This window comes from Arthrobacter sp. zg-Y1116, from assembly GCF_024385485.1.
Taxonomy (GTDB): Bacteria; Actinomycetota; Actinomycetes; order Actinomycetales; family Micrococcaceae; genus Arthrobacter_B.
Genome location: NZ_JANFLR010000001.1, coordinates 680,466 through 705,990 on the forward strand (window position 1 = coordinate 680,466; position 25,525 = coordinate 705,990).

Genomic DNA, 25,525 nt, shown 5'->3' on the forward strand with positions numbered 1-25,525 from the left:
AAGCGTGGCACGGCGCCGGATCTCGGGCGAAGACGGCAGGGCCGCCCTGCAGGCAGCGGCAGCCGGGGCAACTGACCGCGGCACCACTGCCATGGCAGTGCGGTATGCCCTGGAGGAACTTGCCGAACGCGCCCCCGGCAACAGCGTCGAGGTCCGGGTTCCGCCCTTCGGGGTGACCCAGTGCGTGGCCGGCCCCCGGCACACCCGCGGCACTCCCCCGAACGTCATCGAGACCGACGGCGCCACCTGGCTGGCGCTGGTCACCGGCCGGCAGTCCTGGGCCGACGCCGTTGCCGCGGGGAAGGTGGCCGCCTCGGGGCTGCGCGCGGACCTTTCCGAGGTGCTGCCGCTCTTCCGGACCGGGTCCTAGGATCCCCGGCCGGGATCCGTCCCGTCCGCGCCTGGTTTCCATCGGCAAGCGGGAGAGTGCCCGGCCGGTAGAATCGAAGCATGGTTTCCGAGCAGCACAGCCCTGAGCGCCGCGAGATTACGGTCCGCCGCGCTCCCCGTTTCGTCCCTTTCCTGGCACTGGGAGTGGTTGCCGGGTTTATTGCTGCCCTCTTCGTCGCTTACGGCGGGGCCGAGAACCCCAGCTTCACGCGTGAAGCCACCCTCGGGTTCTTCACCGTCATGTTCGGCCTCCCGGGGCTGCTGCTGGGCGCCTTGACCGCCCTCATCCTGGATTGGATCAGTGTCCGCAGGGCCCGCCGGTCCATGGTGGAAAGCGTAGATCCCGCGGAACCGGAGAGCCGGGAACAGCCGTCGTCGTAACGGTTGCGCGCACAGCCCGCGCCGCCGGTTGTCCATGAGACAATTCACACATGGCACGTGGAGACGGACAGCTTTCCCATGATCTGATGCCCGGAGAAAAAGGCCCGCAGGATGCCTGCGGAGTCTTCGGAGTCTGGGCCCCCGGCGAAGAGGTGGCGAAGCTTACCTATTACGGGTTGTACGCCCTGCAGCACCGCGGACAGGAGTCCGCCGGCATAGCAACCAGCGACGGCAACCGCATCAGCGTATACAAGGACATGGGGCTGGTATCCCAGGTCTTCGACGAGACCACGCTCAATACCCTTTTGGGGCACATTGCGGTGGGGCACTGCCGGTATTCGACCACCGGAGCCTCCCACTGGGCCAATGCCCAGCCCACCCTCGGCGCCACCGCGAGCGGCACCGTGGCCCTGGCGCACAACGGCAACCTGACAAACTCCGCTGAACTGTATGAACTGATCCTCGAGCGCGAAGGCCGGCCCCGCTCCGGCGAAATCGCCCAGGGCAACACCTCCGACACGGCATTGGTCACCGCTTTGCTCAACGGCAGCGACGGACGCTCCCTGGAGGACACGGCCATGGAGCTGCTGCCGAAACTGCGCGGCGCGTTCTCCTTTGTGTTTATGGATGAGGGCACCCTCTACGCCGCGCGGGACACCTACGGCGTCCGGCCGCTGGTGCTTGGAAGGCTGGAGCGTGGCTGGGTGGTGGCCTCCGAAGGCTCCGCCCTCGCCACGGTGGGAGCCAGTTTCATCCGGGAAATCAAGCCGGGCGAATTCATTGCCATTGACGAATCCGGGGTCCGCAGCCGCACCTTCGGGGAGCCGACGCCGGCCGGCTGCGTGTTCGAGTACGTTTACCTCGCCCGCCCCGACGCCACCATTGCCGGCCGGTCGGTCTACGAATCCCGGGTCGAGATGGGCCGGCAGCTGGCACGGGAAAACGCGGTCGAGGCGGACATCGTGATCCCGGTTCCGGAATCCGGCACCCCGGCGGCAGTGGGATACGCCGAGGAGTCCGGCATTCCCTTTGCCCACGGGTTCGTCAAGAACTCCTACGTTGGCCGTACCTTCATCCAGCCCAGCCAGACCCTTCGCCAGCTCGGCATCAAACTGAAGCTGAACGCCCTCGAATCGGTAATCCGCGGCAAGCGGGTAGTGGTGGTGGATGATTCCATCGTGCGCGGCAATACGCAGCGTGCCATTGTCCGGATGCTGCACGAAGCCGGCGCCCTCGAGGTCCACGTGAAGATCTCCTCTCCCCCGGTGAAGTGGCCGTGCTTCTACGGCATCGACTTCGCGTCCCGGGCCGAGTTGATCGCCAACGGCGCTGCCGTGGAGGAAATCCGCGCGTCCATCGGTGCGGACAGCCTGGCGTACATTTCCGAAGACGGCATGATCGATGCGACCCTGCAGCCGCGGGAACGGCTGTGCACGGCGTGCTTCACCGGTGTCTACCCGATCGAACTGCCCGCCGCGGACCGGTTGGGGAAGAACCTGCTGGAACCTGCCAATCCCGCGGAAGCCGCCGGATCCAACGGCTGTGACCCGGGACCGGACAGCGAATACGAGAACCTGCTTACCGACGCCGAAAAGAAAGAAGCCGTATGAACGCCACCTCCATCACCTACGCGTCCGCAGGAGTGGATGTCGAAGCCGGCGATAAAGCCGTTGAACTGATGAAGGCGGCCGTCAAGGCCACCCACAATCCGTCGGTGCTGGGCGGAGTGGGCGGTTTCGCCGGCCTTTACGATGCCTCGCGGCTGCTCAGCTACCGGAAGCCGCTGCTCGCAACGTCCACGGACGGCGTCGGAACCAAGGTTGCCATCGCGCAGGCCATGGACATCCACGACACCATCGGCTTCGATCTCGTGGGCATGGTGGTGGATGACATCGTGGTGGTGGGAGCCGAGCCGTTGTTCATGACGGACTACATCGCCTGCGGCAAGGTGGTGCCGGAGCGCATCGCCGACATAGTCCGCGGCATCGCGGCGGCCTGCGAGGTGGCCGGCACGGCGCTGGTCGGCGGGGAAACCGCCGAGCATCCGGGCCTGCTGGGTGAGCACGAGTACGACGTCGCGGGCGCTGCCACGGGTGTGGTGGAGGCGGACCGGCTCCTCGGCCCGGACCGGGTGCGCCGCGGCGACGTAGTCATCGGTATGGCATCTTCGGGGATCCACTCCAACGGCTACTCCCTGGTCCGCCGCGTCATCAACCATGCCGGGTGGCAGCTTGAACGCCAGGTTTCCGAACTGGGACGCACCCTGGGCGAGGAACTGCTCGAACCTACCCGCGTCTACGCCGCGGATTGCCTTGACCTCGCCCGCTACGAGGCGGCCGGAGTGCATGGTTTCAGCCACGTGACCGGCGGCGGGTTGGCAGCAAACCTGGCCCGTGTGCTGCCGAAGGGGTTGCAGGCCACGGTGGACCGCTCCACCTGGGAACTGCCGCCGGTGTTCAAGCTGATCGCTGAACTGGGCAACGTGCCTCAGCCGGACCTTGAACGGACGCTGAACCTCGGTGTCGGCATGGTGGCGATCGTCGATGCAGGAAGCGCGGAGGCCGCCCTCGAGCGCCTCGCGGCCCGCGGCGTCCCTGCATGGGTCATGGGCACCGTCGGCGGGATTGAAACGCCGTCCGGCGCCGATTCCGATTTTGTGCAGGGCGCCAAGGGCGTCGACGGCGGTGCCGTCCGCTTGGTCGGGACCTACGCCTGAGCGCTCCGGCCGGGTAGAGCAAGGCCCCGCACCGGATACGCCGGTGCGGGGCCTTGACCTAAGAGAAACCTACTTACAGGCTTAACGCCAATCAGCGGACCCACCCTAAGGTGATCCGCTGAAGGAGGCAATTGGCCAACGTCGTTGAGGAAATTACCGCTAGCCTACGCGGCGGTTACCCTCATCATCGTCATCGTCGCCAAATTGATCCGCGTACTTATCTTCGTACGCCGAGTAGTCGGGCTCAGCCGGCTCCTCGGGATATCGACTGGATGGACGACTCGTCGGTCCTGAGAGCTCACGCTGCAGCGCCGAGTAGTCCGTGGCCGGGGTGAAGTACTTCATCTCCCGAGCCTGCTTGGTTGCTTTTGCCTTTTGACGGCCGCGCCCCATGGCGTGACCCCCTTTTTGCGTCGATCCGGAGGTTAGTCGTTCGGGCAGATGAACGAGGGCCCCGGAATATTTGGTCAATTTGTCGTAAGTACAGGTTACATGTTTTCCCGCTGGCTTGTGCCCCCTTGACCGCGGCGAGGAGTATTCCCGGGGCATTAGCACAGGGCCTCCGGCACGCCGGTCCCTGCGCCCACCCTCTGATATTGGCTAAAGTCAGGGGTAGAGACAGTTTTGGGGTGCATCATGCCACCGCCTACAGGGAGGACAGACGTTCACCATGAGCGATCAGAAAAGTACACCGGAAGCGGTTTATCCGCCGCCGGAGAAGGACAGTACGCCGGGAGCCCTCCCCGATCTGAGCGCGCATTCGGACTCCCCCGCGTGGCTCTCCGAAGACGGAAACCACGACGCCGGTGTCTGGGAACGCAGTTTCGAGGGTGCCGGGGAGCCTGACATGGCTGCCGAAGGGGCTGACGGCGCGGGCTCCGCAGCGACTGCACTGGCTACGGACGCCGGGACTGAACGCGACGGCGACGAAACCGCTGCGTTGGAGCTTCCCGCGGAGCCGGTGGTGGTGGCACCCGAGGACCTCGAACTGGAAGAACCCTCCCTGGCCGAGCCGGCCCTGAGTGAGGACGCCGTGGAAGCAGCGGCCCTCGACCAGGTTGCCTCGGAAACCGCTGCAGCCGAGGCCAACGCGGCGGAAGCAGGGCGCCTGTCCGGACTTGAACCGGCTCCTGCCGGGACCGAAGTCCAGGTGGATGCTAACGCCGCCGGCACCGATGGGCCTGGAGAAACTGACGAGACGACCGCTCTTTCCGGTTCAACACCCGAAGATGGCGAGGCAACGGCCTCCGGTTCAGCTGCCGGTACCGCTGCGGCCGACGGCGCGGAGGCTGAAGCCGTGCCGGACGGCGCGGAAGGCGAAGCCGTGCCGGACGGCACGGAAGGCGAAGCAGTGCCGGACGGCACCGACGGCACGGAAGACGCCGCGGACCACGGTGACGGTGCAGCTAACTCCAACGCCGAGGGCACCGAGACTGAAGCCGTGCCCGACAGCACCGACGAGGCTGAGGGCCCCAAAGCCGATGGCGGCGAAGGTGAAGCCGCCGCAGGGCTAGACGTTCCGGCGCCCGGTGAAACACCTGAACCGGCCGCTGAAGCGGAGCAGGAGCCGTCCGGAGGGGACACTGAACCGCATCCCCTGCATGGCATCAACGCGGCCGCACCGATGACCGCCGCACCCCAGGAGCGAGCAGTCGCCCCGGTTGCTGCGTCCGGCGAACCGGAGCCCGTTACGGCAGCTGTGCCGGCGGGCGACACCCGCCGGTCACGCCGGCTGGCCGAAAGCCAGGCAGCGGGGGCAACAGCAGCCTCCAGGCAGCCCGGCGCAGCCTCCGGCACCACGGCCTCCGCAACAGGGGCAGGGACGGCGGCAGGCATCGCTCCCGCCGCGGCAAAGGGCAGCGGCAAGAGCAAGAGCAACACCCGCCTGCTTCTGGTACTCGGCGGCGTTGTGCTCGCCGCCGTCGTCGCCATCCTGCTTTTCGTGTTCGTCTTTAACGACAAGGAGGAAGGCGTCATCTCCGAGGATGTGAGCCCCCTGGAGCTGGTGGAGGGAGCGTGCCTGAAGGATTGGGACGACGTCAACTCCGGCGCCACCGTAGTCACCTGCGAAACACCGCACAACGCCCAGCTGGTCGCCACCGACAGCTACACCGAGGATGCTGTCTTCCCCGGCACCGGCGCCCTGGAGGAGCGGGTCAACGAGGTCTGCAAGGCCGTGGAGTATGCCGACGCCGCCGCGGAGTCCCCGGGCTTGAAGCTGACCAAGTCCATCCCCACCGAGCAGACCTGGGCCTCCGGCGACCGCCGCGTGGACTGCATTGTTTTCGCCCCCGAGGGCCAGGACCTCACCGAGTCCCTGGTGCAGGAGTAAGCGGGTACGGGAGTAAGCGCAGCCAAACAGCACAAAGGCGCGCGGCGGGCATCATCCGCCGCGCGCCTTTTGGTCTTCGGACCTAGACCGCTGCCACCGTCAGCCCGGGCTCGGCCACCAGCCCGTCCCCGTCCAGACCGTCTGCGGGCCTATCCACCAGGACCGTGTTGCCGTCGCTGATCTTTCCGGCCAGGATCCCGCGGGCCAGCTGGTCGCCGATTTCACGCTGCACCAGGCGGCGCAGGGGCCGGGCACCGTACGCAGGGTCGTAGCCGGTCAGCGCCAGCCATTCCCGTGCTGCATCGGTCACGTCAAGCACCAGCCTGCGCTCGTGGAGGCGGTTGGCCAGGGCACGCACCTGGATGTCCACGATCCGGGTCAGGTCCTCCAGGCTCAGCGGATCGAACAGGATCACGTCGTCGAGCCGGTTGAGGAACTCCGGCTTGAAGTTCGCGTTGACCATGGACATCACCGATTCGCGTTTCTGCTCCTCGGTCAGGCCCGGGTCCACCAGGAACTGGGACCCGAGGTTGGACGTCAGGATCAGGATGACGTTGCGGAAGTCCACCGTCCGGCCCTGTCCGTCAGTCAGCCGGCCGTCGTCGAGCACCTGCAGCAGGATGTCGAAGACGTCCGGATGTGCCTTCTCCACTTCGTCCAGCAGGATCACCGAGTAGGGGCGGCGGCGCACTGCTTCGGTGAGCTGGCCGCCCTCTTCATAGCCCACGTATCCGGGAGGCGCACCCACCAGGCGGGATACCGCGTGCTTCTCGGAGTACTCGCTCATGTCGATGCGGACCATGGCCCGCTCGTCGTCGAAGAGGAAGTCCGCCAGGGCCTTCGCCAGCTCGGTCTTGCCGACGCCGGTGGGGCCTAGGAACAGGAAGGAACCGGTGGGACGGTCCGGGTCGCTGACGCCTGCCCGCGAGCGGCGCACGGCGTCCGAGACCGCCGCCACGGCCTTGCCCTGCCCGATCAGGCGCGAGCCGATGGCTTCTTCCATATCCAGTAGTTTCTGGGATTCGCCCTGCAGCATCCGCCCGGCGGGGATACCCGTCCAGGCGGAGACCACTTCGGCAATGTCGTCTGCGGTGACTTCCTCGGAGACCATCAGTTCACGGGTTTCTTCTCCGGAACTGTTCGCCTCCGCCTGCTGCGCTGCTTCCAGTTCCTTCTGGAGAGCCGGGATTTCGCCGTACAGGATGCGGGAGGCTTCCGTGAGGTCGCCGTCGCGCTGGAACTTCTCCGCCTCACTCCGCCGCTCGTCAATCTGGGCCTTGATGTCACCGACGCGGTTGAGGCCTGCCTTTTCGGCTTCCCACCGGGCGTTGAGCGCGGCCAGCTGTTCCTTTTTATTGGCCATGTCTTCGCGCAGGACGGCCAGCCGCTCAATCGAGGCCTCGTCCGTTTCATTCGCCAGTGCGAGCTCCTCCATGGTGAGCCGGTCCACGGCACGCCGGAGCTCGTCGATTTCCTCGGGCGCGGAGTCGATTTCCATCCGCAGGCGGGAAGCAGCCTCATCCACCAGGTCAATGGCCTTGTCCGGAAGCTGGCGTCCGGTGATGTAGCGGTTGGACAGCGTTGCGGCGGCAACCAGGGCGGAGTCGGCGATGGCGACCTTGTGGTGGGCCTCGTACCGCTCCTTCAGGCCGCGCAGGATGCCGATGGTGTCCGGGACGCTGGGCTCGCCCACGTATACCTGCTGGAAACGGCGCTCCAATGCCGCGTCCTTTTCGATATTTTCGCGGTATTCGTCCAGCGTGGTGGCGCCGATCAGCCGCAGCTCTCCGCGCGCCAGCATTGGCTTGAGCATGTTGCCGGCGTCCATGGACCCTTCGGCCGCACCCGCCCCTACTACGGTGTGCAGCTCGTCGATGAAGGTGACGATCTGGCCTTCGGCATTGGAGATTTCCTCGAGCACGGCCTTGAACCGCTCCTCGAACTCGCCGCGGTACTTGGCGCCGGCGACCATGGATCCAAGGTCAAGGGACAGCAGGGTCTTGCCGCTCAGGCTCTCGGGCACGTCCCCTGCAATGATGCGCTGGGCCAGTCCTTCGACGACGGCCGTCTTGCCCACGCCCGGCTCGCCGATGAGTACCGGGTTGTTCTTGGTACGGCGGCTGAGCACCTGGATGACGCGCCGGATCTCGGCGTCCCGCCCGATCACGGGGTCCAGCTTGCCCGAGCGGGCCATTTCCGTCAGGTCGGTACTGAATTTTTCCAGGGCCTGGAAGGTGTTCTCCGGATCAGCGTTGGTCACTTTGCGGTCTCCTCGTACGGTTGGAAGCACGGCGCTGAGCGCGTCGTGCCCGGCGTTGTTGTCCCGAAGCGCTTTTCCTGCGGGACCGTTGTCGAGGGACAACCCGAGCAGGAGGTGTTCGGTGGAGACAAAGGCATCCCCCAGCTTCTCTGCCTCCTGCTGCGCCGCGTTGATGACTTGAAGCAGGGGCCTGGAAAACTGGGGCTGCGCCACTGAACTGCCGGAGGAGGAAGGCAGCTGGTGAATGGCGGTGCTGGCAGCGGCGCTGACGGTGTCCACATTGATTCCTGCAGCCTTCAGGAGGGCAACGGCGACCCCCTGCCGCTGGTCCATAAGCGCTTTCAGCAGATGCGCCGGTTCAATCTGTGGATTCCCCGCAGTGTTCGCGTTCATGGCCGCAGCCGAAAGTGCTTCCTGGCTCTTGTTCGTGAATTTGGTTTCCACGGTGGCTCCTCAAAACCTCAGCGAAGAATGCTTCCGCAATGCTAAACAAAGTTGAGTCTAGTTCGCTCAACTTTTGAAGTAAAGTTCTCTACCGCACCACCGCGGCTGGGGACGCCTAGGGGATGTGCTCCCGGTCGAATTCGTCTGCCGTCCTTCGCCAGCGTTCGTTCCGCGCTTCAAAGAGCTGTGCCAGCGGCCCGGCTGCTTCGATTTCAAAACGGATCCCGGGCGGCTCCTCGGGGATATTCCCGGCCAGGTACTCTTCCAGGACGTCGAGGAAGTATTCCCACCCCGCACCGCCGGTCCAGAGTCCTGCGCCGGGGGCCGCGGTTACCGCGAATCCCTTGCGCACCGAGGCGTACCGCAGTTCCAGCCGGGTATCGCCGTTCTCCCCGGTCAGGTGAAATTCCACCTCGGCAGCGGAGGTTCCTTCCCGCGCCCAGGACACGGTCAGAAGGCGGGGTCCGTCACAACGGAGGATCGCTCCGTGGGATCCGTCCGGGAGACTGTAGGTGCCGCCTCGCCGCAGGTCCCCTTCGGGAAGCGCCACCCATTGACCCAAGCGCTCCGGATCCGCGAGGGCGGACCACACTTCTCCGATGGGGTATGGGATATCGCGTGCCATGACGATCATCAGTGCGTGGCCGGCCTGGATCTGCCGCCGCCCGTAGGACCGCACCGTCTTCTCGAGAATTATGTCCAGATCGGACATTTTGCCCACTCCTGCCGTAGAACAACCGGCAACCGATCCGGTCCTCCAGCGGCCTTTGCGGCCGTTCCGGCTGTCCGCAGGGTGCCGGTGGAAGCGAGTTGTATTTATAAGGCCACGTCCCTGGCCGTTTCCAAAAACCGTAGCAGGGAAAACATGCCCTGCACAGGGTTCCCGACCGGGGCAAACCGGCCCCGGGATCACAGCAGACGGGCACCGATTGTGAGCCGCATCCAGGAAATCGGAACAGCGCAAATCCCTTTGATAGATTCCGCACCGTCCTTTGCGTGTCCCGAATCCATAGTCGGGACCCACCCCGGGTAGCCTGTGCGGATGGGGAAAAACCGTACTTCCGTTTCTGTCCTTGCCGTGGCCGCCCTGGCCCTGACCCTGGTGTCCTGCTCGGGGGACAAGCCGGCGCCTGACAACGCCGCCGCCGAATTGGCGGAGGGCCTGAGCCAGATGGATGTTTCGGCGTCTGCCTTTACGGCGGGCACTCCCGCCGACGTGAATGCCGAGCTGGAAGAGCTGCTCGCCGGCATGGGCCCGATCCGCCCTGCCGTCGCGGTGGCCGGCGTTGAGGAAGACGAGGACGACGACGCCGCCGCCACCGCACGGCTGACCTACGCCTGGGACGTCAACAGTGATTCGGAGCCGGACTGGACCTATGAGAGCTCCGCCCAGCTCCGCCGCGGAGAAGACGACAAGTGGCTGGTTGAGTGGGCACCATCCGTACTGTTCAGTCCCCTTCTCGACGGCGATCGGCTGGTCCGCTCCACTACTCCAGGCGGCCGCGCAGACATCCTCGACCGCAACGGGGAACCGCTGATGAACGCGCGGCCGGTGCTCCGCATCGGCATCAACAAGCCGGACCTCTCCGAGGAGCAGTACGCGTCCTCGTCGGCGGCACTGGCCGAACTGGTGGGGCTGGACCCATCCTCGTACACCGCCCAGGTGCAGGCCTCCGGCCCCGAAGCCTTTGTCGAGGCGCTTGTCCAGCGCGAGGAAGCTGAGGGACCGGCAACCCCGGCGGCCATCGAAGCCATCCCCGGCGCACTTGCCATACCCGCGCAGCGGATCCTGGCGCCCACCCGCAGCTTTGCCCGTGCCCTGCTGGGCACAGTGGGCGAGGCGACTGCGGAATTGGTTGAGGAATCCGAGGGCAGGGTGTCCGCCGGGGACCAGACCGGTCTGTCCGGGCTGCAGAAGCAGTACAACCCGCAGCTCCAAGGCAGTCCCGGCGTAACAGTCACCGTCGAAAATGCAGCCGGAACCAGCGACACCGTCAAGAGCATCGACCCGCAGACGGGTGCTGATCTGCAGACCACCCTGGATCCACGGCTGCAGCAGCTGGCTGAGGAAGTCCTGGAGCAGGAGCCGTCGGCGTCCGCCATCGTGGCCATCCAGCCCTCCACCGGCGAAATCCTGACCGTGGCGAACGGCCCCGGCAGCGAAGGCCAGCAAACCGCCCTCCTGGGCCAGTACCCGCCGGGATCCACGTTCAAGACAGCCACCGCGCTGGCAATGCTGCGTAACGGCACCACACCGGACAGCACTGTGGAGTGCCCGTCCGAACTTAACGTCGACGGCCGGAAGTTCAACAACGTCCCCGGCTACCCGGCCGAGGCCACTGGCAGCATCCCGCTGCGCACGGCATTCGCGAACTCGTGCAACACTGCCTTCCTCAATGCCCAGGGCACCGTTTCCCAGCAGGGCCTCTCCGCTGCCGCCGGAGACCTGGGTATCGGTGTGGATGCTTCGATCGGCACGGACGCGTTCCTGGGCTCCGTGCCGGCGGAGGCTGAAGGCACCGAACATGCAGCCTCGCTGATCGGACAGGGGCAGGTCCTGGTCTCCCCGCTCGCCATGGCGGTTGCCGGTGCCTCTATCGGCAAGGGTGAACGGGTCTCCCCCACGCTGATCCGGGAATCCGCCTCGCCGGCCCCGGCCGGCGGGTCCGCTTCGGCTTCTCCCACCGCTTCCGCTCCTGAAACGACAGCTCCGGTGCCGGGGAACCTCACGGCAGAGGAAGCCGCATCGCTGCGGGAGATGATGCGCGCCGTCGTCGCCGAAGGCGGAGTGCAGATGCTGCTCGGCGTGCCGGGCGAACCCGTGCTCGCCAAGACCGGAACCGCTGAGTTCGGCAGCCAGACGCCGCCGGAAACCCACGCATGGGTGCTGGCGATCCAGGGCGACCTGGCCGTTGCGGTGTTCGTGGAGCAGGGTGAGCGGGGCTCCACCTCAGGCGGGCCGCTGATGAAGGCCTTCCTTGAGGGCGCCCAGGGCTAACCGCGAAGGGAACGGCTCAGGAGGGCCACTGCTGCCGGGGTGCAACCCGGCCCTGGTAGCCCGGCTGCCGGTACGCGTTCCCGGCGTACGGAGTGATCTGCCAGGTGTCCGTAGGCACTATGACCTTGCCCAGCGGCATCAGCGAAATCGGCAGCATCTTCAAATTCGCGATGCCCAGCGGAATCCCGACGATGCTCACGAACATGGGGATGGCCGTCAGGATGTGTCCAATGGCGATCCAGATGCCGGCCAGCAGCAGCCAGATGATGTTTCCCAGCAGGCTGAGCGGGCCGGTGAACCCGCCCCGGTCCACGACCGTCCGACCGAACGGCCAGAGCGCATAGTTGGCGATGCGGAAGGATGCGATACCGAACGGGATGGTGACAATCAGCAGGCAGCAGATCACACCCGCCAGTGCATAACCGAGGGCAAGCCAGATACCGCCGAACAGAAGCCAGATGACGTTCAGGATCGCTTTCATGGCTCCATTGTTCTCTACCCGGTACTCATTAGCCACGGCTTCGCCGCCTGCATACCCGCCCGCCTGCACCTGTCCTAGACTGGCGCCATGCCGATCAGCGACGAGAACCCCGCAGACCACCTGACTTCCAGCCAGTGCTGGACCTACGTCCGACAAGCCAAGTTCGGCCGGCTCGCCGTAATTGTCGACGGACATCCCGAAATTTTCCCCGTTAACTTCGCCGTTGACCACGGCACGGTGGTTTTCCGCACCGCGACCGGAACCAAGCTGGCCGGCGCGCTCTCGGGCAATCGGGTTGCGTTCGAAATTGACGGTTACGATGACACGCTGTCCTCCGCCTGGAGCGTGGTGCTCAAGGGCGGCGCCACCCTGCTCGAAGACTTCTCGGAGATCCTGGATTCCGAGGAACTCCCGCTCTTCCCCTGGCAGGCGGGGACGAAAAACGCGTTTGTCCGCATTGATCCGGAACTGACAACCGGCCGCCGGTTCCTTCTCTCCAATGCTGCCCGCCGCAATGTGCTGCGTGGAATGGGGCTCTACACGGAGTAGCCCGCTCGCGCGTAAAGCAGACGCCAAAAGAGGCACCGCACCTCGTGGGTGCGGCGCCTCTTTCGGCTGTTGCTATGCCTTAGCGGGAACGGCGTTCGTTCGACGCCGGCGCGGTGGCGCGGCGGGGACCGGCGGCGCGTGCCGGACGGCCGGAAGCTGCACCGGCGCCGCGGGAGGCTCCGCCTGCACGCTGGCCGCCGCCGGCACCCTCGGCGCGCTGGCCGGTTGCCGGGCGGCGGTTACGGCCGGATGCGGTCGCAGCCGATGCGCTGTTGCGGCGTCCGTCCGAAGACCGGGCCGGACGCTGCGTACGCAGGTCGTCGCCTGCTGCTGCGCGGTCGTTGCGTTCGCTGCGGTCCGGGCGTTCAGCCGAAACGCGGCCGCGTCCGCCTGTACCGCCGCGTCCGCCGGCGCGGGGAGCACCCGTGCTGCGGGCTGCGCGCTTGCGCTGGGCGTTGGCGCCGGTGGAGCGGCCGCCGCCCTGCTGCGGGGACTTGGCTGCAAGCTGCGCAGCGCGGACGTGCGGTTCCACAACGGCCGCGCGTTCGCCGACAAGCTTGGCGATGGACGGCGAATTATGGCTGACCTTCTCGATGGAAACGTCGACGCCGGCAGCCTTCATCAGCTTCGACACCTCGCTCTTCTGCTCCGGGAGGGTCAGCGTCACCACGGTTCCGCTGGATCCGGCGCGGGCCGTACGGCCTGAACGGTGGAGGTAGGCCTTGTGCTCCGTGGGCGGATCAATGTGGACCACGAGTTCAACGTCATCCACGTGGACGCCGCGGGCGGCGACGTCGGTGGCGACCAGGACGCGGACGTCGCCGGACGCGAACTCCGCCAGGTTGCGGTCACGGGCATTCTGGGACAGGTTGCCGTGCAGGTCCACCGTGGGGATTCCGTTGTCCGTGAGGAACTGGGCCATCTTGCGGGCGTGGTGCTTGGTGCGCATGAACATGATGCGGCGGCCCTGGCCACCGGCCAGTTCCTTGACCAGCAGCTTCTTGGCGGTCTGGTCCTGGACCAGCAGCACGTGGTGCTCCATGGTGGACACCGCTGCCTGCGGCTCATCGACGGAGTGCGTCAGCGGGTTGGACAGGTAACGGCGGACCAGCTTGTCCACGCCGTTGTCCAGCGTGGCGGAGAACAGCATCCGCTGGCCCTTTTCCGGAGTGCGGTCCAGCAGGCGCTGGACAACCGGCAGGAAGCCGAGGTCCGCCATGTGGTCGGCCTCGTCCAGGACGGTGATCTCGACGGACTCGAGGCTGATGACCTTCTGCTTCATCAGGTCTTCGAGGCGGCCCGGGCAGGCGATGACGATATCGACGCCGGCCTTGAGTGCCTTTTCCTGGCGCTGCTGGGACACGCCGCCGTAAATCACGGTGGTGTTCAGGCCCAGTTCCTTCGCGAGAGGCTCAATCACGTTGTTGATCTGCGTGGCCAGTTCGCGGGTCGGCGCCAGGACCAGGCCCAGCGGGCGGTTCGGGCGGCGGCGGTAGGCTGCCTCATTCTCGGCCAGCCGGGTGACCAGCGGGAGGGAGAAGGCGAGGGTCTTGCCCGAGCCGGTGCGGCCGCGGCCCAGGACGTCGCGGCCCTTGAGGGTGTCCGGAAGGGTTTCCACCTGGATGGGGAAGGCCTCGTCAATTCCGGCGGCGGCGAGGGAGGAAACAAGTGCCTTGGGCACACCAAGGGCAGCAAAAGTGGTCATTAAAGACAGGCAACTTTCGGTAAGAGGCCCCCAACGCCGTTTGGGCCGGGGGTTCGCCGAAGAAAAGTCAGACAGTGTCTACCGCACTGAAGCGGGACAAAAGAAAGCGTTCATCGACGCAGGCTGGACTGCTTACACACACTGTTTAAACCTTGGATTTTAAGCACGGTTCAACAGTGGCAGGACCAACATCTGCCTCCAGTTTACCGCAATGCGGAAACTTTCCTAATCGGGGCGGGGGCTGCGGTGAAATCCGGACCCGCGGCAGCCGATAGCATTAACAGTAATGACTACTGAACCAGCCCTGCCCGACGCCGCCGAAACCGGGCCGGTGGATCCCGCCGCCGGCACCGACGAGGAGCAGCATTTCCGCTCTCCGGTGTCCTTTGTCCGGCGCGGCTCGCGCCTGCAGGGCCGCCGCCAGCAGGCCTGGGACGAACTCTCCGACCGCTTCGTGGTTGATGTCCCGCGTGACGAAGCGGACACCTCGGTGCACCCCGGGTACGTGTTCGACGCCGCCGTCGAGTTCGGGCGCACCGCTCCCCTCGTCGTCGAAATCGGCTCCGGCCTGGGCGAGGCCGTTGCCCATGCCGCCGAGAAGAATCCGGACAAGGACTTCCTTGCCGTGGAGGTCTATCTTCCCGGCCTGGCGCAGACGCTGCAGCGGATCGGCCAGAAGGGCCTGACGAATATCCGCGTGGTCCAGGCAAATGCCCCGGAGGTGCTGGCCAGCATGCTCCCGGCCGGGTCCGTGGCGGAGGTTTGGGTGTTCTTCCCCGACCCCTGGCACAAGACCCGCCACCACAAGCGCCGCCTGGTCAAGGAATCCTTCGCGGAGCTGGTGGCCCGGGTGCTGGAGCCCGGCGGCACGTGGCGCCTGGCAACCGACTGGTCCGACTACGCCGTGCAGATGCGCGAGGTGCTGGATGCATCGGCGCGGTTCGAGAATCTGCACGCCGGCGAGCGTGCCGGTGAAGAAAGCCCGCTGACGCGCGTGCACCGGGAGGGCCTGGAGAACAAGGCCCCGGAAGACGACGTCGATACTCGCGGCGGCTGGGCCCCGCGCTTCGAAGGCCGGACCCTGACCAGCTTCGAGAACAAGGCCCACGAGGCCGGCCGACTGATTTTCGACCTTGCTTACCGAAGGATCTAACTGAAATGACTGAACCGAACGACGCACGCGTCGGCCTCTACATCGATTTCGACAACATTGTCATCTCGCGCTATCAGCAGTTGCATGGCCGCAACGCGTTCCAGCGCGACGGTATCCGCAATTTCGACCGGACGAACCGCGAGGCGGATCCCGAAGTTGCCGCCAAGCTCACCGCCGCCACGGTCGATTTCAACGCCATTATCGATTTCGCCGCTTCCTTCGGCACCCTCGTGGTCAACCGCGCCTATGCCGACTGGTCGGTGCCGGTGAACGCGAGTTACCAGCGCCAGCTGATGTCCCGGGCAGTGGACCTCACGCAGCTGTTCACCACCACCACGCGCGGAACCAAGAACGGGGCGGATATCCGCCTCGCCGTGGACGTCGTCGAAGACCTCTTCCGCCTGCCCGACCTGACCCATGTCATCATCGTGGCCGGCGACAGCGATTACATTGCCCTCGCGCAGAAGTCCAAGCGGCTCGGCCGCTTCGTCGTCGGCATCGGCGTCGCCGGGTCAACCAGCACGTCCCTCGCTGCGGCCTGCGATGAATTCGAGGATTACGACTCACTTCCCGGCATCGAAGCCGCAGCCGCCGCTCCGGCCGCGGCGGATACCGCTGCCGGGAAAACCGCGGCCCCGACGGATTCCCAGCCCGATCCCGCCCCTGCCCGCAGGCTCACTACGGTCCCCATGTTCTCGCACACGGGACAGGCCGGGTTTGAGGAGCCGGAACCCGCCGACGACGTCGACCCGGGTGTCCTCGCCACGGAACTCCTCGTACGGGCCCTGCAGATCGGCCACGCCAAGGGCGACGCCGACGAGTGGCTCAACACGGGCACGGTCAAGAACCAGATGCGCCGGATGGACCCGGCCTTCAACGAGAAGCCGCTGGGCTTCCGGTCCTTCACCGATTTCCTTTCCTCGCACGGCGACCTGGTGGAGCTGGACGACGACGGACCCCAGCGCCTTATCCGTCTTCGCCCGGAGGCTGACACCCGCCGGTGACACGCAGCGCCGAGCCCTCCGATTCCCAGCCGCGGGATCCTGCAGCCGTTGAGGAGCTGTGGGACCGGCGCTACGCCGGCAGCAGCGAATTGTGGAGCGGGCAGCCGAATGCCGTGCTGGTCAGCGAGGCCCGGCGGCTCCGGCCTGCCCGCGCCTTGGATGTGGGCTGCGGTGAGGGTGCAGACGCCCTGTGGCTGGCGGAACAGGGGTGGGACGTCACTGCACTGGACGTCTCGGGGGTAGCCCTCGCCCGGGCGGCCCGCCAGGCCGGGCTGCGTTCGGTCCGGGTGGAGTGGGTGCATGCCGGTCTGGTCGAGGCTGCCCTGCCGCCGGCCTCCTTTGACCTGGTTTCGGCGCAGTACCCCGTACTCCTGCGGACTGACGGGAACGAAGCGGAACACGCGCTGCTTCGCGCCGTCGCGCCGGGCGGGGTTCTCCTGTGGGTGCACCATCCGCCGCCCACTGCGGAGGAAGCGAAGGCCCGCGGAATTGACCTTCACGAGTACGTGGGAGTTGCCGACGTGGCCGCACTGCTCGATGACGATTGGCGGACAGAGGTCGACGAAACCCGCCCACGGCACGTTGCCAGCGGTGCGGGCGCCCACCACACCGAGGATGTTGTGCTTCGCGCACGGCGGCTGCGCTAGCCCTCCGGCTGCTTCCCGGGGGACCGCCTGCTCGCCTCCCGCTCATTGACAGGTGCAACGCGGCGTCGCGAGCATGGTGCCCGGCACGGTTACCAGTGCCGTCATCAAAACGGGGAGGGCACCATGTCCGGCCGTGTTTCCATCGATCTGTTTATGACGCTGGACGGCGGACCCCCGGAACCGGACTCGTCGGGTCCTGACCAGAGCGACGGCACCTAGCCGTTACGCGGTTCGGTTGCGGCGAAGGGTGACGACGTCTCCGACCCGCAGCTTCCCGGTCTGCACGGCATGCGCCTGGAGCCCGAATTCAGCGGAGTGGTGCGCGCCGAGAAGCTTCAACGCCTTGCGCTCCGCCGGAACACCGGCCTGCGCCTGGTCGATCATCACGCAGCGCGGCATCCCCTCCCCCAGACACAGAATGACCTCGCCGCCGAGAACCAGTTCGGCGCCGACCCATCGGTCCTCGCAGAACGCCGGCCTGGAACCGGTGTCGATGACGATGTTGGCACGGAAGCGGCGCTCATCCACCGCACCGGCCAGGCCCTCGAGTGCGGCAAGTGAGGATGTGGTCACCAGGTGCAGGGGTGTCTCGTCATGGTGCCTGACAGCGGTTTCGGGCCGCAGGGTCAGTTCCCGGCCGAAGGCCGCGCTCAGCGCCCGGGAGGCGGCCGGATCATCGACTCGATATTGACGGCCCTCGGGGCTCAGCAGCAACGGCGCAGTTTCACTGTCCTCGATCCTGGAGGACCACTGCATTAACCCGGGCACGGGGCGGAAGCGCCGGGTCCGTTTGCCGCTGGCGATGCCGCCGTCGTCGGTGTAAACCGCCCACCGGCGGTCATGCTGCAATCCCCTGTCGGTCACGGTGGAGGCGCGCAGCGCCTGGCCCGCGGTCGACTTGACCGGATAGCGGTACAACGCCTGGACGCTACCTACGGGGGTTTCCTCATATGGCATCCCGGCATTGTGTCATAAAGGCCCTGCAGGCCGGCGCTTAGAGCGACTGGATGTAGCCGTCGTCGGCGTAGTTCCGTTCGGCGGACTTGCCTGCGGGAAGCGCGCGCAGCCGGCTCCGGCGTTCCATCAGCGAGACCAGGCCCAACTGCTGCACGGCGGTGGCGGCGGCCGGCGGGCGCTGCCCGCGGCTGAGGGTGACGACGTCGCCGGCGAGCCCGGCAGCGAAGACGCGGCTGCGGTCGGGGGCGCGCCGCTGGGCCTCGTCCAGTTCGGTGGAGAGTTCCACGATCCGCTGGCGCAGGCCGGTGACTTGGTTCTGCAGCTCCATGATCCGCTTGATGCCTTCGAGGGAGACCCCCTCCTGGGAGAGCTTCTGGACCTCGCGCAGCAGTTCGATGTCGCGCTGGGAGTAACGGCGGGACCTCCCCGGAGCCCGGCTGGGACGGACAATCCCGAGCCGGTCGTATTGCCGGAGGGTCTGCGGATGCATCTCCGCGAGCTCAGCGGCAACGGAGATCACGAAGATAGGCGCATTGACGTCTATGCCCATTGTTCCTCCTTCACTGCTGTTGAAATGGTAACGCGGGAAGTTCACCCTCCGGGGAGCGGAGCGCCGGAATTACAACCGTGCTTTTGCTGCCAATCCGGCCCTGGGGTCCTCGCCCTTGGTCGCGTCGGCGAATGCCTCGACGGCTTCCCGGGCGTCCTTGTTCAGGTGGGTGGGAACGGCGACGTCGATAGTCACCAACAGGTCCCCGTTGCCCTTGGAGGTGTGCACGCCGCGGCCCTTGACCCGCAGGGTGCGTCCCGACGGTGTTCCGGCGGGTACCTTGAGCCGGACGGTGTCGGAGGTGAGGGTGGGCACCTCGATGGTCGCACCGAGGGCGGCCTCGGGGAACGAGACCGGAACGTGGATCCGGATGTTGTTGCCCTCGCGGGTGAAGAAATCGTGCGGCGTGACGTGGACGGTGACCATCAGGTCCCCCGCGCCTGCGGCGCCGGGCTGGCCCTTGCCGCGCACCCGGATCTTCTGGCCGTCCTTGACGCCGGCCGGCACCCGGACCTCCACCACTTCGCCGCTGGGTTCGCGCAGGCCGATCACGGTTCCGTTAATGGACCCGGCGAAGGAAATGGTGGTGCTGGCCGTGCGGTCGGCACCCTTGGTGGGCGGCGGGGCGCCGAAACCGCCGCCGCCGAAGCCGCCGCCGCCGAAAAGGTCGGCGAATTCGGGCGGGATGTTGCTGCCGCCCGCGTTGAAGGTGGTCCGCCGGCCGCCGCCGCGTGCGGTCTGGCCGAACAGGTCACCGAAGATGTCCTCGAAGCCGGCTCCGCCGGCACCGCCGCCGCCGCCCTGGGGGCCGCCGGCAGTAAACCGGGCGCCGCTGCCCATGGCACGGATGGCGTCATACTGCTGGCGTTCCTCGGCGTCGGACAGGACCGAATACGCCTCGGAGAGGTCCTTGAACATCCGCTCGGAGTTGGCGTCGCCCTGGTTCTGATCGGGATGGTACTTCCGCGCCAGTTTGCGGTACGCCTTCTTGATGTCGGCGTCGGACGCATCCTTGGGAACACCCAGAATCTTGTAAAAGTCCTTATCGACCCAATCCTGACTAGCCAATTGGTGTCCCTTCCTCATTTGCGAATCCCGCTGCATTGCCGCGAAAACACGGCTGCCGGGCCTGCTGCCCCTGCTGCGGGACCTGCCGATGGAAAAATGTCCGGGGCCGCTTTACGGCGGCCCCGGACACGGTGCAACTACTGTTCCGGAACCGAAACAATCACCTGCGCGGCTCGCAGGACCCGGTCGCCGGACTTGTAGCCGGCCCTCAGGATCTGCGTCACCGTATCGAACGTGACGTCCGCGCTCTGCTGCTGGATGAGTGCCTCGTGGATGTTCGGATCGAACTCCACCCCGGTCTCATCGATGCGGCTGAGTCCGTACGTCTTCAGCGAGTTTTCCAGCTTGGTAGCGATCGCGGCGAAGGGTCCCTCCGCCAGGTCGCCGTGCTGGCGCGCGGCGTCAATGTCGTCCAGGACAGGCATCAGGGAGTTCAGCACTCCGATGACAGCCATGTCCCGGGCGACGTCGCGGTCGCGTTCCACCCGCTTGCGGTAGTTCACGTACTCGGCCTGCAGGCGCAGCAGGTCGTTGCGCAGTTCAGCGGCTTCCGGTGAACCGGATGCGGCAGGCTGGGCCGGTACGTCGGCGTTGTTCAGGATCTGTTCCGCCTGGGAGAGTGCATCTCCGTCGGCCCCGGCGGCCGGGGCGGAAGCCGAAGCTTCCTCCCCTGCCGCGCCACCGTTGGCGGAATCCGCAGTCTCGCCCGAGCCGGGCGTTTCCTGGCCCTTTACGGGCTCTTCACCTTCGGGAGTGTTCCCGTGCTCGTTTTCCGCCGGCATGATTACTTCTTTTCTTCGTCGTCGACAACTTCGGCGTCAACGATGTCTTCGTCACCGGCAGCGCTGCCTGCGGCAGAGCCGTCACCGGACGGAGCACCGTCAGCGGCACCGGGGGTGCTGTCAGCACCGGCGGCGGAGGCCTGGGCGTAGATAGCTTCGCCCAGCTTGGTCTGGGAAGCCTGCAGCTTCTCAAACGCAGTCTTGACCTCGTCGTCGTTGTCCGTGCCTTCGAGCGCCTTCTTCAGCGCGTCGACGTCGCCCTTGACCTCGGTCTTGACGTCTTCGGGCAGCTTGTCGTCATTGTCGGCGAGGAGCTTGTCCACCGAGTAGGCGAGCTGCTCGGCCGAGTTGCGGATGTCGGCGGCCTCGCGGCGCTTCTTGTCCTCCGCGGCGTGCTCTTCGGCCTCGCGGACCATGCGGTCGATGTCTTCCTTGTTGAGGGAGGACCCGCCGGTGATGGTCATGGACTGCTCGGCGCCGGTGCCCTTGTCCTTCGCGGACACGTGCACAATGCCGTTGGCGTCTATGTCGAAGGTGACCTCGATCTGCGGAACGCCGCGCGGAGCCGGCGCAATGCCGGTCAGCTCGAACGTACCCAGCGGCTTGTTGTCGCGGGTGAACTCGCGTTCGCCCTGGAAGACCTGGATGGCCACGGACGGCTGGTTGTCATCCGCGGTGGTGAAGGTCTCGCTGCGCTTGGTGGGGATGGCCGTGTTGCGCTCGATCAGCTTGGTCATCACACCGCCCTTGGTTTCGATGCCGAGGGACAGCGGCGTGACGTCGATGAGGAGGACGTCCTTGCGCTCACCCTTCAGCACGCCGGCCTGCAGGGCAGCGCCCACGGCCACAACCTCGTCCGGGTTCACGCCCTTGTTGGGCTCCTGGCCGCCGGCCAGTTCCTTCACCAGTTCGGAGACGGCGGGCATACGGGTGGAACCACCCACGAGGATGATGTGGTCGATGTCCGAAACCTTGATGCCGGCTTCGCTGATGACGTCGTTGAACGGCTTCTTGGTGCGGTCCAGCAGGTCCTTGGTCAGGTCCTGGAACTTGGCACGCGACAGGTGCTCGTCCAGGTGGACCGGGCCTTCGGGGGTGACCGAGAGGTACTGCAGGGAGATGTTGGTGGAGGTAGCCGAGGAGAGTTCCTTCTTGGCCTGCTCCGCTGCTTCCTTCAGTCGCTGCAGGGCGATCTTGTCCTTGGACAGATCAGCACCCTTGGCCTTGGCCTGGCTCAGCAGGTAATCGACAATCCGCTGGTCCCAGTCGTCGCCGCCGAGGCGGTTGTCGCCGGCCGTGGCACGGACCTGGATGGTGGAGAACTCGTCTTCGTCCTTGCCGACTTCCAGCAGGGAAACGTCGAAGGTGCCGCCGCCGAGGTCGAAGACCAGGATGAGTTCGTCTTCCTTGCCCTTGTCCAGGCCGTAGGCCAGGGCAGCAGCGGTGGGCTCGTTGACGATGCGCAGCACGTTCAGGCCGGCAATCTCGCCGGCTTCCTTGGTGGCCTGGCGCTCGGCGTCGTTGAAGTAGGCGGGAACGGTGACCACGGCGTCCGTGACCTTCTCGCCGAGGTACGCCTCGGCGTCGTTCTTCAGCTTCATCAGGATGCGGGCGGAGATCTCCTGGGCGGTGTACTTCTTGCCGTCCACGTCTACGTTCCAGTCGGTGCCCATGTGGCGCTTGACGGAAGCGATGGTGCGGTCAATGTTGTTGACTGCCTGGCGCTTGGCGATCTCGCCTACCAGGACTTCGCCGGACTTGGCGAAGGCTACGACGGACGGAGTGGTGCGGCCGCCTTCGGCGTTGGCGATAACCGTGGGCTCGCCGCCTTCCAGGACCGAGACAACCGAGTTGGTAGTACCGAGGTCAATACCTACTGCACGTGACATATTTGCTTCCTCTTTCCTTGGAGAAACCCGCATCTCGTGACGGCTCCGCCCGGACCAAACCTGCAGTCGAATCTGCCAGGTAGGGGTCCGCGGATCGCCACGTAGAGCAATTGAGCGTTCTGCACTCAACTTTACTCAGCAGTACTTCTTTGTCAACAAACTTGAGCGTCTCAGGCTCAACTTTGCGCCCGGAGGTTGCGGAACACGGCAGCGGGACCTTCCCCTTCTCCGGCTGGCCGGGCGGTAGGGTCCTGCCATGGCTTCCGAAACCTATTCCCACGGCCATCACCGCAGCGTGGTGGACGCCCATGCCCTCCGCACGGCACGGGACTGCGCCGCGTATCTGCTGCCGGAACTGCAGCCGGGAGTAAGCATTCTCGACGTCGGCTGCGGCCCGGGCAGCATCACCGCCGACTTCGCCGCGCTTGCGGCTCCGGGCCCGGTGGTGGGCCTGGACTCCTCCGAAGACGTCCTTGTCCAGGCCCGGGCACGGGCGGCCGGACGCGGACTGGCCAACGCCTCCTTTGTTGCCGGGAACGTCTATGACCTGGATTTTCCGGACGAAACGTTCGACGTTGTCCATGCCCACCAGGTGCTCCAGCACCTGATGGACCCGGTGGCCGCGCTTCGGGAAATGCGCCGGGTCGCGAAACCGGGCGGGCTGGTGGCGGTGCGCGACGCCGATTTCTCCGGCATGATCTGGCATCCGCCCACGCCCGCGCTGGCGGAGTGGATGCGGATCTACCAGGAGATTGCCCGCGGCAACTCCGCTGAGCCCGATGCCGGCCGGCACCTGCTGGCCTGGGCGCTGGAGGCCGGCTTCACCGACGTCACACCCTCATCCTCCAACTGGCTCTACGCAACACCGGAAGAGCGGCGCGGGCACGCGGACTCCTGGTCCGAACGCGTACTGCACTCCGCCTTCGCGGAGCAGGCGCAGGAACGCGGACTGGCGGACAGCCACCTGCTGGCGCAGCTTGCCGCCGGCTGGCAGGAGTGGGCCGGTGCCCCGGACGGCTGGTTCCTGATCCCCTGCGGTGAACTGCTCCTCAGGGCCTGACCGTTTCTGGCTAGGGTTAAGGAATGTCCGCCATCATGACCGTGTGCACCGGGAACTCCCCCGATGCCGGTTAGCCCCGCCGCACCCCTGCTCATTGCGGTGGACGGCTTCTCCGGCGCCGGAAAAACCACCCTGGCCGCCGGGATTGCCGCTGCCCTGTCCCGCTCCGGTTCCGTGCGGGTGTTCCATCTGGAGGATGTCTACCCCGGCTGGGACGGGCTGGAAGCGGGAATGACCTACTACCGCGAGCACATCCTGCGCCCGCTCGCCCAGGGACGGGCGGCCCGCTGGCAGTCCTGGGACTGGGCCGCCGGACGCTGCGGCGGCTGGCAGAGAACCGAACCGGCCGACGCCGTGGTCTTCGAAGGCGTCGGCGCCGCCCACCGCGCTGCCCGGCAGCTGCTGGACACCACGATCTGGGTGGCGGGTGAGGAAAGCGTCCGCCGCCGGGTCGCGCTGGAGCGCGACGGAGGAACCTATGCTCCGCACTGGGAACGGTGGGCGGCGCAGGAACGGCGCTGGGCGGCCGACGACGACGCCGCCTCCGCCGCGGATCTCACCGTACGGCTCGTGGGTCCGCAGGGGAACGCCGCGGCAGCGCTGGGGACCGTCCTGTCCCGGCTGCAGCCGGAACCGGGGAACATTCCCGGCTAGGGACTACTGCAGGGTCGCCGTCAGCCTGGCCACGTTGTCGATGTACCGCTGCCACAGCGGCCGGCCCACCCAGTTGTCCAGGATGAGCTCCTTGGACAGTGCGCGGTAGGTGTCCTCGATGCGGCGCATCTGCTCGACGATGGTGCCGTCGAACATCATCACCGAGACCTCGAGGTTCAGCGAGAAGGAGCGCATGTCCATGTTGCTGGACCCCAGCACCGCCACCTCATTGTCGATGGTGAAGTGCTTCGCATGCAGTACCAGCGGTTTGGGGTACTGGTAGATCCGGACCCCCGCCCGCAGCAGCGCCTCGTAATAGGAGCGCTGCGCGTGGTCCACGAGGAACTGGTCGCCTTTCTCGGAGACGAACAGCTCCACTTCCACGCCTCGCTGCGCCGCCGTCGTCACTGCGTAAAGCAGCGTGTCATCGGGGACGAAGTACGGGCTGGTGATGGAAATGCGGTCGCTCGCCGAATAAATGAGGGACGCGAAGAGGCGCAGGTTGTTTTCGGTGCTGAAGCCGGGGCCGCTGGGCACCACCTGGCACGTGACGCCGCCCGGATTGGACGACGATTCGTACAGGCTCAGTTCCCGTTCCAGGTTTTCGTCGGTCTCGGCGTTCCAGTCCGTGGCGAAGACGACATTGAGTTCATCCACCACCGGCCCTTCCATCCGGGCCATCAGTTCGACCCATTTGCGTCCGGACCGGCGGTTGCGGCGTTTGTTGTAGGCCGGTTCCACCAGGTTCTGGGAGCCGGTGAAGCCCACATCCCCGTCCACCACCAGGATCTTGCGGTGGTTGCGCAGATCCGGCCGGCGCCAGCGCCCGCGGAAGGGATTGACCGGCAGCATCCGCCGCCACTGGATGTCGCTGCCGCGCAGTTCGCGCAGCAGCTTCCGGTAACCGGGGATGCGGAGGGTGCCGATGTGGTCAAACAGGAGCCGGACGGTGACGCCGCGGGCGGCAGCGTCATTCAGGGCTCGGAAAAAGTCGCGGGTGACGGCGTCGTACCCCATGATGTAGAACTCCACATGGACGTACCGCGTAGCCTTCCCCACGGCCTCGGTCATTTCGGAAACGGACTCGTGGTAGTCACGTTGCAGGTCCACCTTGTTGCCGTCCAGGGTGGGGAAGGATCCCAGCCGGCGGTTGAGTTCCGCCGCATTCAGCACCCACTCGGGGCCGTCGTAATTGGTGCCCTCGGTTTCCAGTTCCTTGGTGTTTTCACGGACCAGGCGGCTGATTTCGGCCTGCCGTTTCACCCGGTGCTCGGACAGCCGGTGGTTGCCGAAGAAGGAAAAAAGGATGATCCCGGGAATCGGCAGGAAGAAGATGCACAACAGCCAGGCCATAGCGGTGGTGGGACGGCGGTTGCCGGGTACAACGCCCAGGGCAATGATCCGGATCGCATAATCCACCGTGGTCAGGACGACGGCTGTCCACCCGGACACGTCAAAACCCGACACAGACCACCACACACCCTGCTCCTCCCCGACGCCGCCTT

Annotated in this window: 22 protein-coding genes and 1 pseudogene; 12 read left to right on the forward strand and 11 right to left on the reverse strand. The window is 66.3% G+C overall.

Features of this window, described 5'->3' with window-relative positions:
- The first annotated feature begins 4 nt into the window (after window positions 1-4).
- The 4 genes from NNX34_RS03145 (at window position 5) to purM (ending at window position 3,487) form a co-directional block, all read left to right on the forward strand.
- Complete coding sequence (locus NNX34_RS03145; protein WP_255765076.1) at window positions 5-370, forward strand: sterol carrier family protein; 366 nt, start codon at window positions 5-7, stop codon at window positions 368-370.
- Between the two features lie 80 nt (window positions 371-450).
- The gene (locus NNX34_RS03150; protein ID WP_255765077.1) at window positions 451-771 is read left to right on the forward strand and encodes a hypothetical protein; all 321 of its coding nucleotides are present in this window, start codon (window positions 451-453) and stop codon (window positions 769-771) included.
- A 50-nt stretch (window positions 772-821) separates the two neighbouring features.
- The gene (purF, locus tag NNX34_RS03155) at window positions 822-2,381 is read left to right on the forward strand and encodes an amidophosphoribosyltransferase (protein WP_255765078.1); all 1,560 of its coding nucleotides are present in this window, start codon (window positions 822-824) and stop codon (window positions 2,379-2,381) included.
- A complete protein-coding gene (gene purM / locus NNX34_RS03160) occupies window positions 2,378-3,487 on the forward strand; it encodes a phosphoribosylformylglycinamidine cyclo-ligase (protein WP_255765079.1) in 1,110 nt (369 codons plus the stop codon). The genes purF and purM overlap by 4 nt, the downstream gene beginning before the upstream one ends.
- A 159-nt stretch (window positions 3,488-3,646) precedes the next feature.
- On the opposite strand, the gene NNX34_RS03165 is transcribed toward purM, so the two are convergent.
- Window positions 3,647-3,880 carry a DUF3073 domain-containing protein gene (locus NNX34_RS03165; protein WP_146361664.1) on the reverse strand — a complete coding sequence of 78 codons (234 nt, stop codon included), beginning with the start codon at window positions 3,878-3,880 and terminating at the stop codon, window positions 3,647-3,649.
- Between the two features lie 277 nt (window positions 3,881-4,157).
- On the opposite strand from NNX34_RS03165, the gene NNX34_RS03170 reads away from it, so the two are divergent.
- Window positions 4,158-5,819, forward strand: coding sequence for a septum formation family protein (locus tag NNX34_RS03170; protein ID WP_255765080.1), 1,662 nt, complete (start codon window positions 4,158-4,160; stop codon window positions 5,817-5,819).
- 82 nt (window positions 5,820-5,901) lie between these two features.
- On the opposite strand, the gene clpB is transcribed toward NNX34_RS03170, so the two are convergent.
- Window positions 5,902-8,523, reverse strand: a complete 2,622-nt coding sequence (clpB, locus tag NNX34_RS03175) for an ATP-dependent chaperone ClpB (RefSeq protein ID WP_255765081.1) — start codon at window positions 8,521-8,523, stop codon at window positions 5,902-5,904.
- A gap of 115 nt (window positions 8,524-8,638) precedes the next feature.
- A complete protein-coding gene (locus NNX34_RS03180) occupies window positions 8,639-9,235 on the reverse strand; it encodes an SRPBCC domain-containing protein (protein WP_255765082.1) in 597 nt (198 codons plus the stop codon).
- A gap of 330 nt (window positions 9,236-9,565) precedes the next feature.
- On the opposite strand from NNX34_RS03180, the gene NNX34_RS03185 reads away from it, so the two are divergent.
- Complete coding sequence (locus tag NNX34_RS03185) at window positions 9,566-11,521, forward strand: penicillin-binding transpeptidase domain-containing protein (RefSeq protein WP_255765083.1); 1,956 nt, start codon at window positions 9,566-9,568, stop codon at window positions 11,519-11,521.
- A gap of 16 nt (window positions 11,522-11,537) precedes the next feature.
- Here NNX34_RS03185 and NNX34_RS03190 read toward each other — a convergent pair whose 3' ends face one another.
- On the reverse strand, window positions 11,538-12,002 hold the full coding sequence (locus NNX34_RS03190) for a YccF domain-containing protein (protein WP_255765084.1): 465 nt from the start codon (window positions 12,000-12,002) through the stop codon (window positions 11,538-11,540).
- Window positions 12,003-12,089: 87 nt separating this feature from the next.
- Here NNX34_RS03190 and NNX34_RS03195 point away from each other — a divergent pair, with 87 nt between their 5' ends.
- Entirely contained in the window at window positions 12,090-12,551 is a 462-nt protein-coding gene (locus NNX34_RS03195; protein WP_255765085.1) for a pyridoxamine 5'-phosphate oxidase family protein, read from the forward strand.
- Between the two features lie 79 nt (window positions 12,552-12,630).
- Here the strand turns inward: NNX34_RS03195 and NNX34_RS03200 are convergent, their stop codons facing one another.
- Window positions 12,631-14,256 (reverse strand): DEAD/DEAH box helicase, encoded by a 1,626-nt coding sequence (locus NNX34_RS03200; RefSeq protein ID WP_255765086.1) that lies wholly within the window; start codon window positions 14,254-14,256, stop codon window positions 12,631-12,633.
- Between the two features lie 286 nt (window positions 14,257-14,542).
- Here NNX34_RS03200 and trmB point away from each other — a divergent pair, with 286 nt between their 5' ends.
- Genes trmB through NNX34_RS03215 form a run of 3 tightly spaced genes read left to right on the forward strand, consistent with a single transcriptional unit; the run spans window position 14,543 to window position 17,060 of the window.
- Window positions 14,543-15,409 carry a tRNA (guanosine(46)-N7)-methyltransferase TrmB gene (gene trmB, locus NNX34_RS03205; protein ID WP_255765087.1) on the forward strand — a complete coding sequence of 289 codons (867 nt, stop codon included), beginning with the start codon at window positions 14,543-14,545 and terminating at the stop codon, window positions 15,407-15,409.
- A gap of 5 nt (window positions 15,410-15,414) precedes the next feature.
- Window positions 15,415-16,413, forward strand: a complete 999-nt coding sequence (locus NNX34_RS03210; protein WP_227919205.1) for an NYN domain-containing protein — start codon at window positions 15,415-15,417, stop codon at window positions 16,411-16,413.
- Window positions 16,410-17,060, forward strand: coding sequence for a class I SAM-dependent methyltransferase (locus NNX34_RS03215; RefSeq protein WP_255765089.1), 651 nt, complete (start codon window positions 16,410-16,412; stop codon window positions 17,058-17,060). The genes NNX34_RS03210 and NNX34_RS03215 overlap by 4 nt, the downstream gene beginning before the upstream one ends.
- Window positions 17,061-17,282: 222 nt before the next feature.
- Here NNX34_RS03215 and NNX34_RS03220 read toward each other — a convergent pair whose 3' ends face one another.
- From NNX34_RS03220 to dnaK, 5 genes and pseudogenes are all read right to left on the reverse strand, one after another.
- Window positions 17,283-18,017, reverse strand: coding sequence for an MOSC domain-containing protein (locus NNX34_RS03220; RefSeq protein WP_255765090.1), 735 nt, complete (start codon window positions 18,015-18,017; stop codon window positions 17,283-17,285).
- Between the two features lie 151 nt (window positions 18,018-18,168).
- Window positions 18,169-18,567: pseudogene (locus tag NNX34_RS03225) on the reverse strand (heat shock protein transcriptional repressor HspR); the annotation flags it as partial.
- Between the two features lie 69 nt (window positions 18,568-18,636).
- On the reverse strand, window positions 18,637-19,635 hold the full coding sequence (locus tag NNX34_RS03230) for a DnaJ C-terminal domain-containing protein (RefSeq protein WP_255765092.1): 999 nt from the start codon (window positions 19,633-19,635) through the stop codon (window positions 18,637-18,639).
- Window positions 19,636-19,772: 137 nt separating this feature from the next.
- Window positions 19,773-20,417, reverse strand: a complete 645-nt coding sequence (locus NNX34_RS03235; protein ID WP_255765093.1) for a nucleotide exchange factor GrpE — start codon at window positions 20,415-20,417, stop codon at window positions 19,773-19,775.
- A 2-nt stretch (window positions 20,418-20,419) separates the two neighbouring features.
- On the reverse strand, window positions 20,420-22,306 hold the full coding sequence (gene dnaK, locus NNX34_RS03240) for a molecular chaperone DnaK (protein ID WP_255765094.1): 1,887 nt from the start codon (window positions 22,304-22,306) through the stop codon (window positions 20,420-20,422).
- 256 nt (window positions 22,307-22,562) lie between these two features.
- On the opposite strand from dnaK, the gene NNX34_RS03245 reads away from it, so the two are divergent.
- Together NNX34_RS03245 and NNX34_RS03250 are read left to right on the forward strand one after the other, a co-directional pair.
- Complete coding sequence (locus NNX34_RS03245) at window positions 22,563-23,366, forward strand: methyltransferase domain-containing protein (RefSeq protein WP_255765095.1); 804 nt, start codon at window positions 22,563-22,565, stop codon at window positions 23,364-23,366.
- Between the two features lie 63 nt (window positions 23,367-23,429).
- Complete coding sequence (locus NNX34_RS03250; RefSeq protein WP_255765096.1) at window positions 23,430-24,020, forward strand: hypothetical protein; 591 nt, start codon at window positions 23,430-23,432, stop codon at window positions 24,018-24,020.
- 3 nt (window positions 24,021-24,023) lie between these two features.
- On the opposite strand, the gene cls is transcribed toward NNX34_RS03250, so the two are convergent.
- A complete protein-coding gene (cls, locus tag NNX34_RS03255) occupies window positions 24,024-25,472 on the reverse strand; it encodes a cardiolipin synthase (RefSeq protein ID WP_255765097.1) in 1,449 nt (482 codons plus the stop codon).
- Window positions 25,473-25,525 lie beyond the last annotated feature (53 nt).

What these genes read in the sequence shown, in the direction of transcription:
- NNX34_RS03150 (WP_255765077.1), top strand. Translation starts at nt 451, where the DNA reads ATGGTTTCCGAGCAGCACAGCCCTGAGCGCCGCGAGATTACGGTCCGC.
- purF (WP_255765078.1), top strand. Translation starts at nt 822, where the DNA reads ATGGCACGTGGAGACGGACAGCTTTCCCATGATCTGATGCCCGGAGAA.
- purM (WP_255765079.1), top strand. Translation starts at nt 2,378, where the DNA reads ATGAACGCCACCTCCATCACCTACGCGTCCGCAGGAGTGGATGTCGAA.
- NNX34_RS03165 (WP_146361664.1), bottom strand. Translation starts at nt 3,880, where the DNA reads ATGGGGCGCGGCCGTCAAAAGGCAAAAGCAACCAAGCAGGCTCGGGAG.
- NNX34_RS03170 (WP_255765080.1), top strand. Translation starts at nt 4,158, where the DNA reads ATGAGCGATCAGAAAAGTACACCGGAAGCGGTTTATCCGCCGCCGGAG.
- NNX34_RS03180 (WP_255765082.1), bottom strand. Translation starts at nt 9,235, where the DNA reads ATGTCCGATCTGGACATAATTCTCGAGAAGACGGTGCGGTCCTACGGG.
- NNX34_RS03185 (WP_255765083.1), top strand. Translation starts at nt 9,566, where the DNA reads ATGGGGAAAAACCGTACTTCCGTTTCTGTCCTTGCCGTGGCCGCCCTG.
- NNX34_RS03190 (WP_255765084.1), bottom strand. Translation starts at nt 12,002, where the DNA reads ATGAAAGCGATCCTGAACGTCATCTGGCTTCTGTTCGGCGGTATCTGG.
- NNX34_RS03195 (WP_255765085.1), top strand. Translation starts at nt 12,090, where the DNA reads ATGCCGATCAGCGACGAGAACCCCGCAGACCACCTGACTTCCAGCCAG.
- NNX34_RS03200 (WP_255765086.1), bottom strand. Translation starts at nt 14,256, where the DNA reads ATGACCACTTTTGCTGCCCTTGGTGTGCCCAAGGCACTTGTTTCCTCC.
- trmB (WP_255765087.1), top strand. Translation starts at nt 14,543, where the DNA reads ATGACTACTGAACCAGCCCTGCCCGACGCCGCCGAAACCGGGCCGGTG.
- NNX34_RS03210 (WP_227919205.1), top strand. Translation starts at nt 15,415, where the DNA reads ATGACTGAACCGAACGACGCACGCGTCGGCCTCTACATCGATTTCGAC.
- NNX34_RS03220 (WP_255765090.1), bottom strand. Translation starts at nt 18,017, where the DNA reads ATGCCATATGAGGAAACCCCCGTAGGTAGCGTCCAGGCGTTGTACCGC.
- NNX34_RS03235 (WP_255765093.1), bottom strand. Translation starts at nt 20,417, where the DNA reads ATGCCGGCGGAAAACGAGCACGGGAACACTCCCGAAGGTGAAGAGCCC.
- dnaK (WP_255765094.1), bottom strand. Translation starts at nt 22,306, where the DNA reads ATGTCACGTGCAGTAGGTATTGACCTCGGTACTACCAACTCGGTTGTC.
- NNX34_RS03245 (WP_255765095.1), top strand. Translation starts at nt 22,563, where the DNA reads ATGGCTTCCGAAACCTATTCCCACGGCCATCACCGCAGCGTGGTGGAC.
- NNX34_RS03250 (WP_255765096.1), top strand. Translation starts at nt 23,430, where the DNA reads ATGCCGGTTAGCCCCGCCGCACCCCTGCTCATTGCGGTGGACGGCTTC.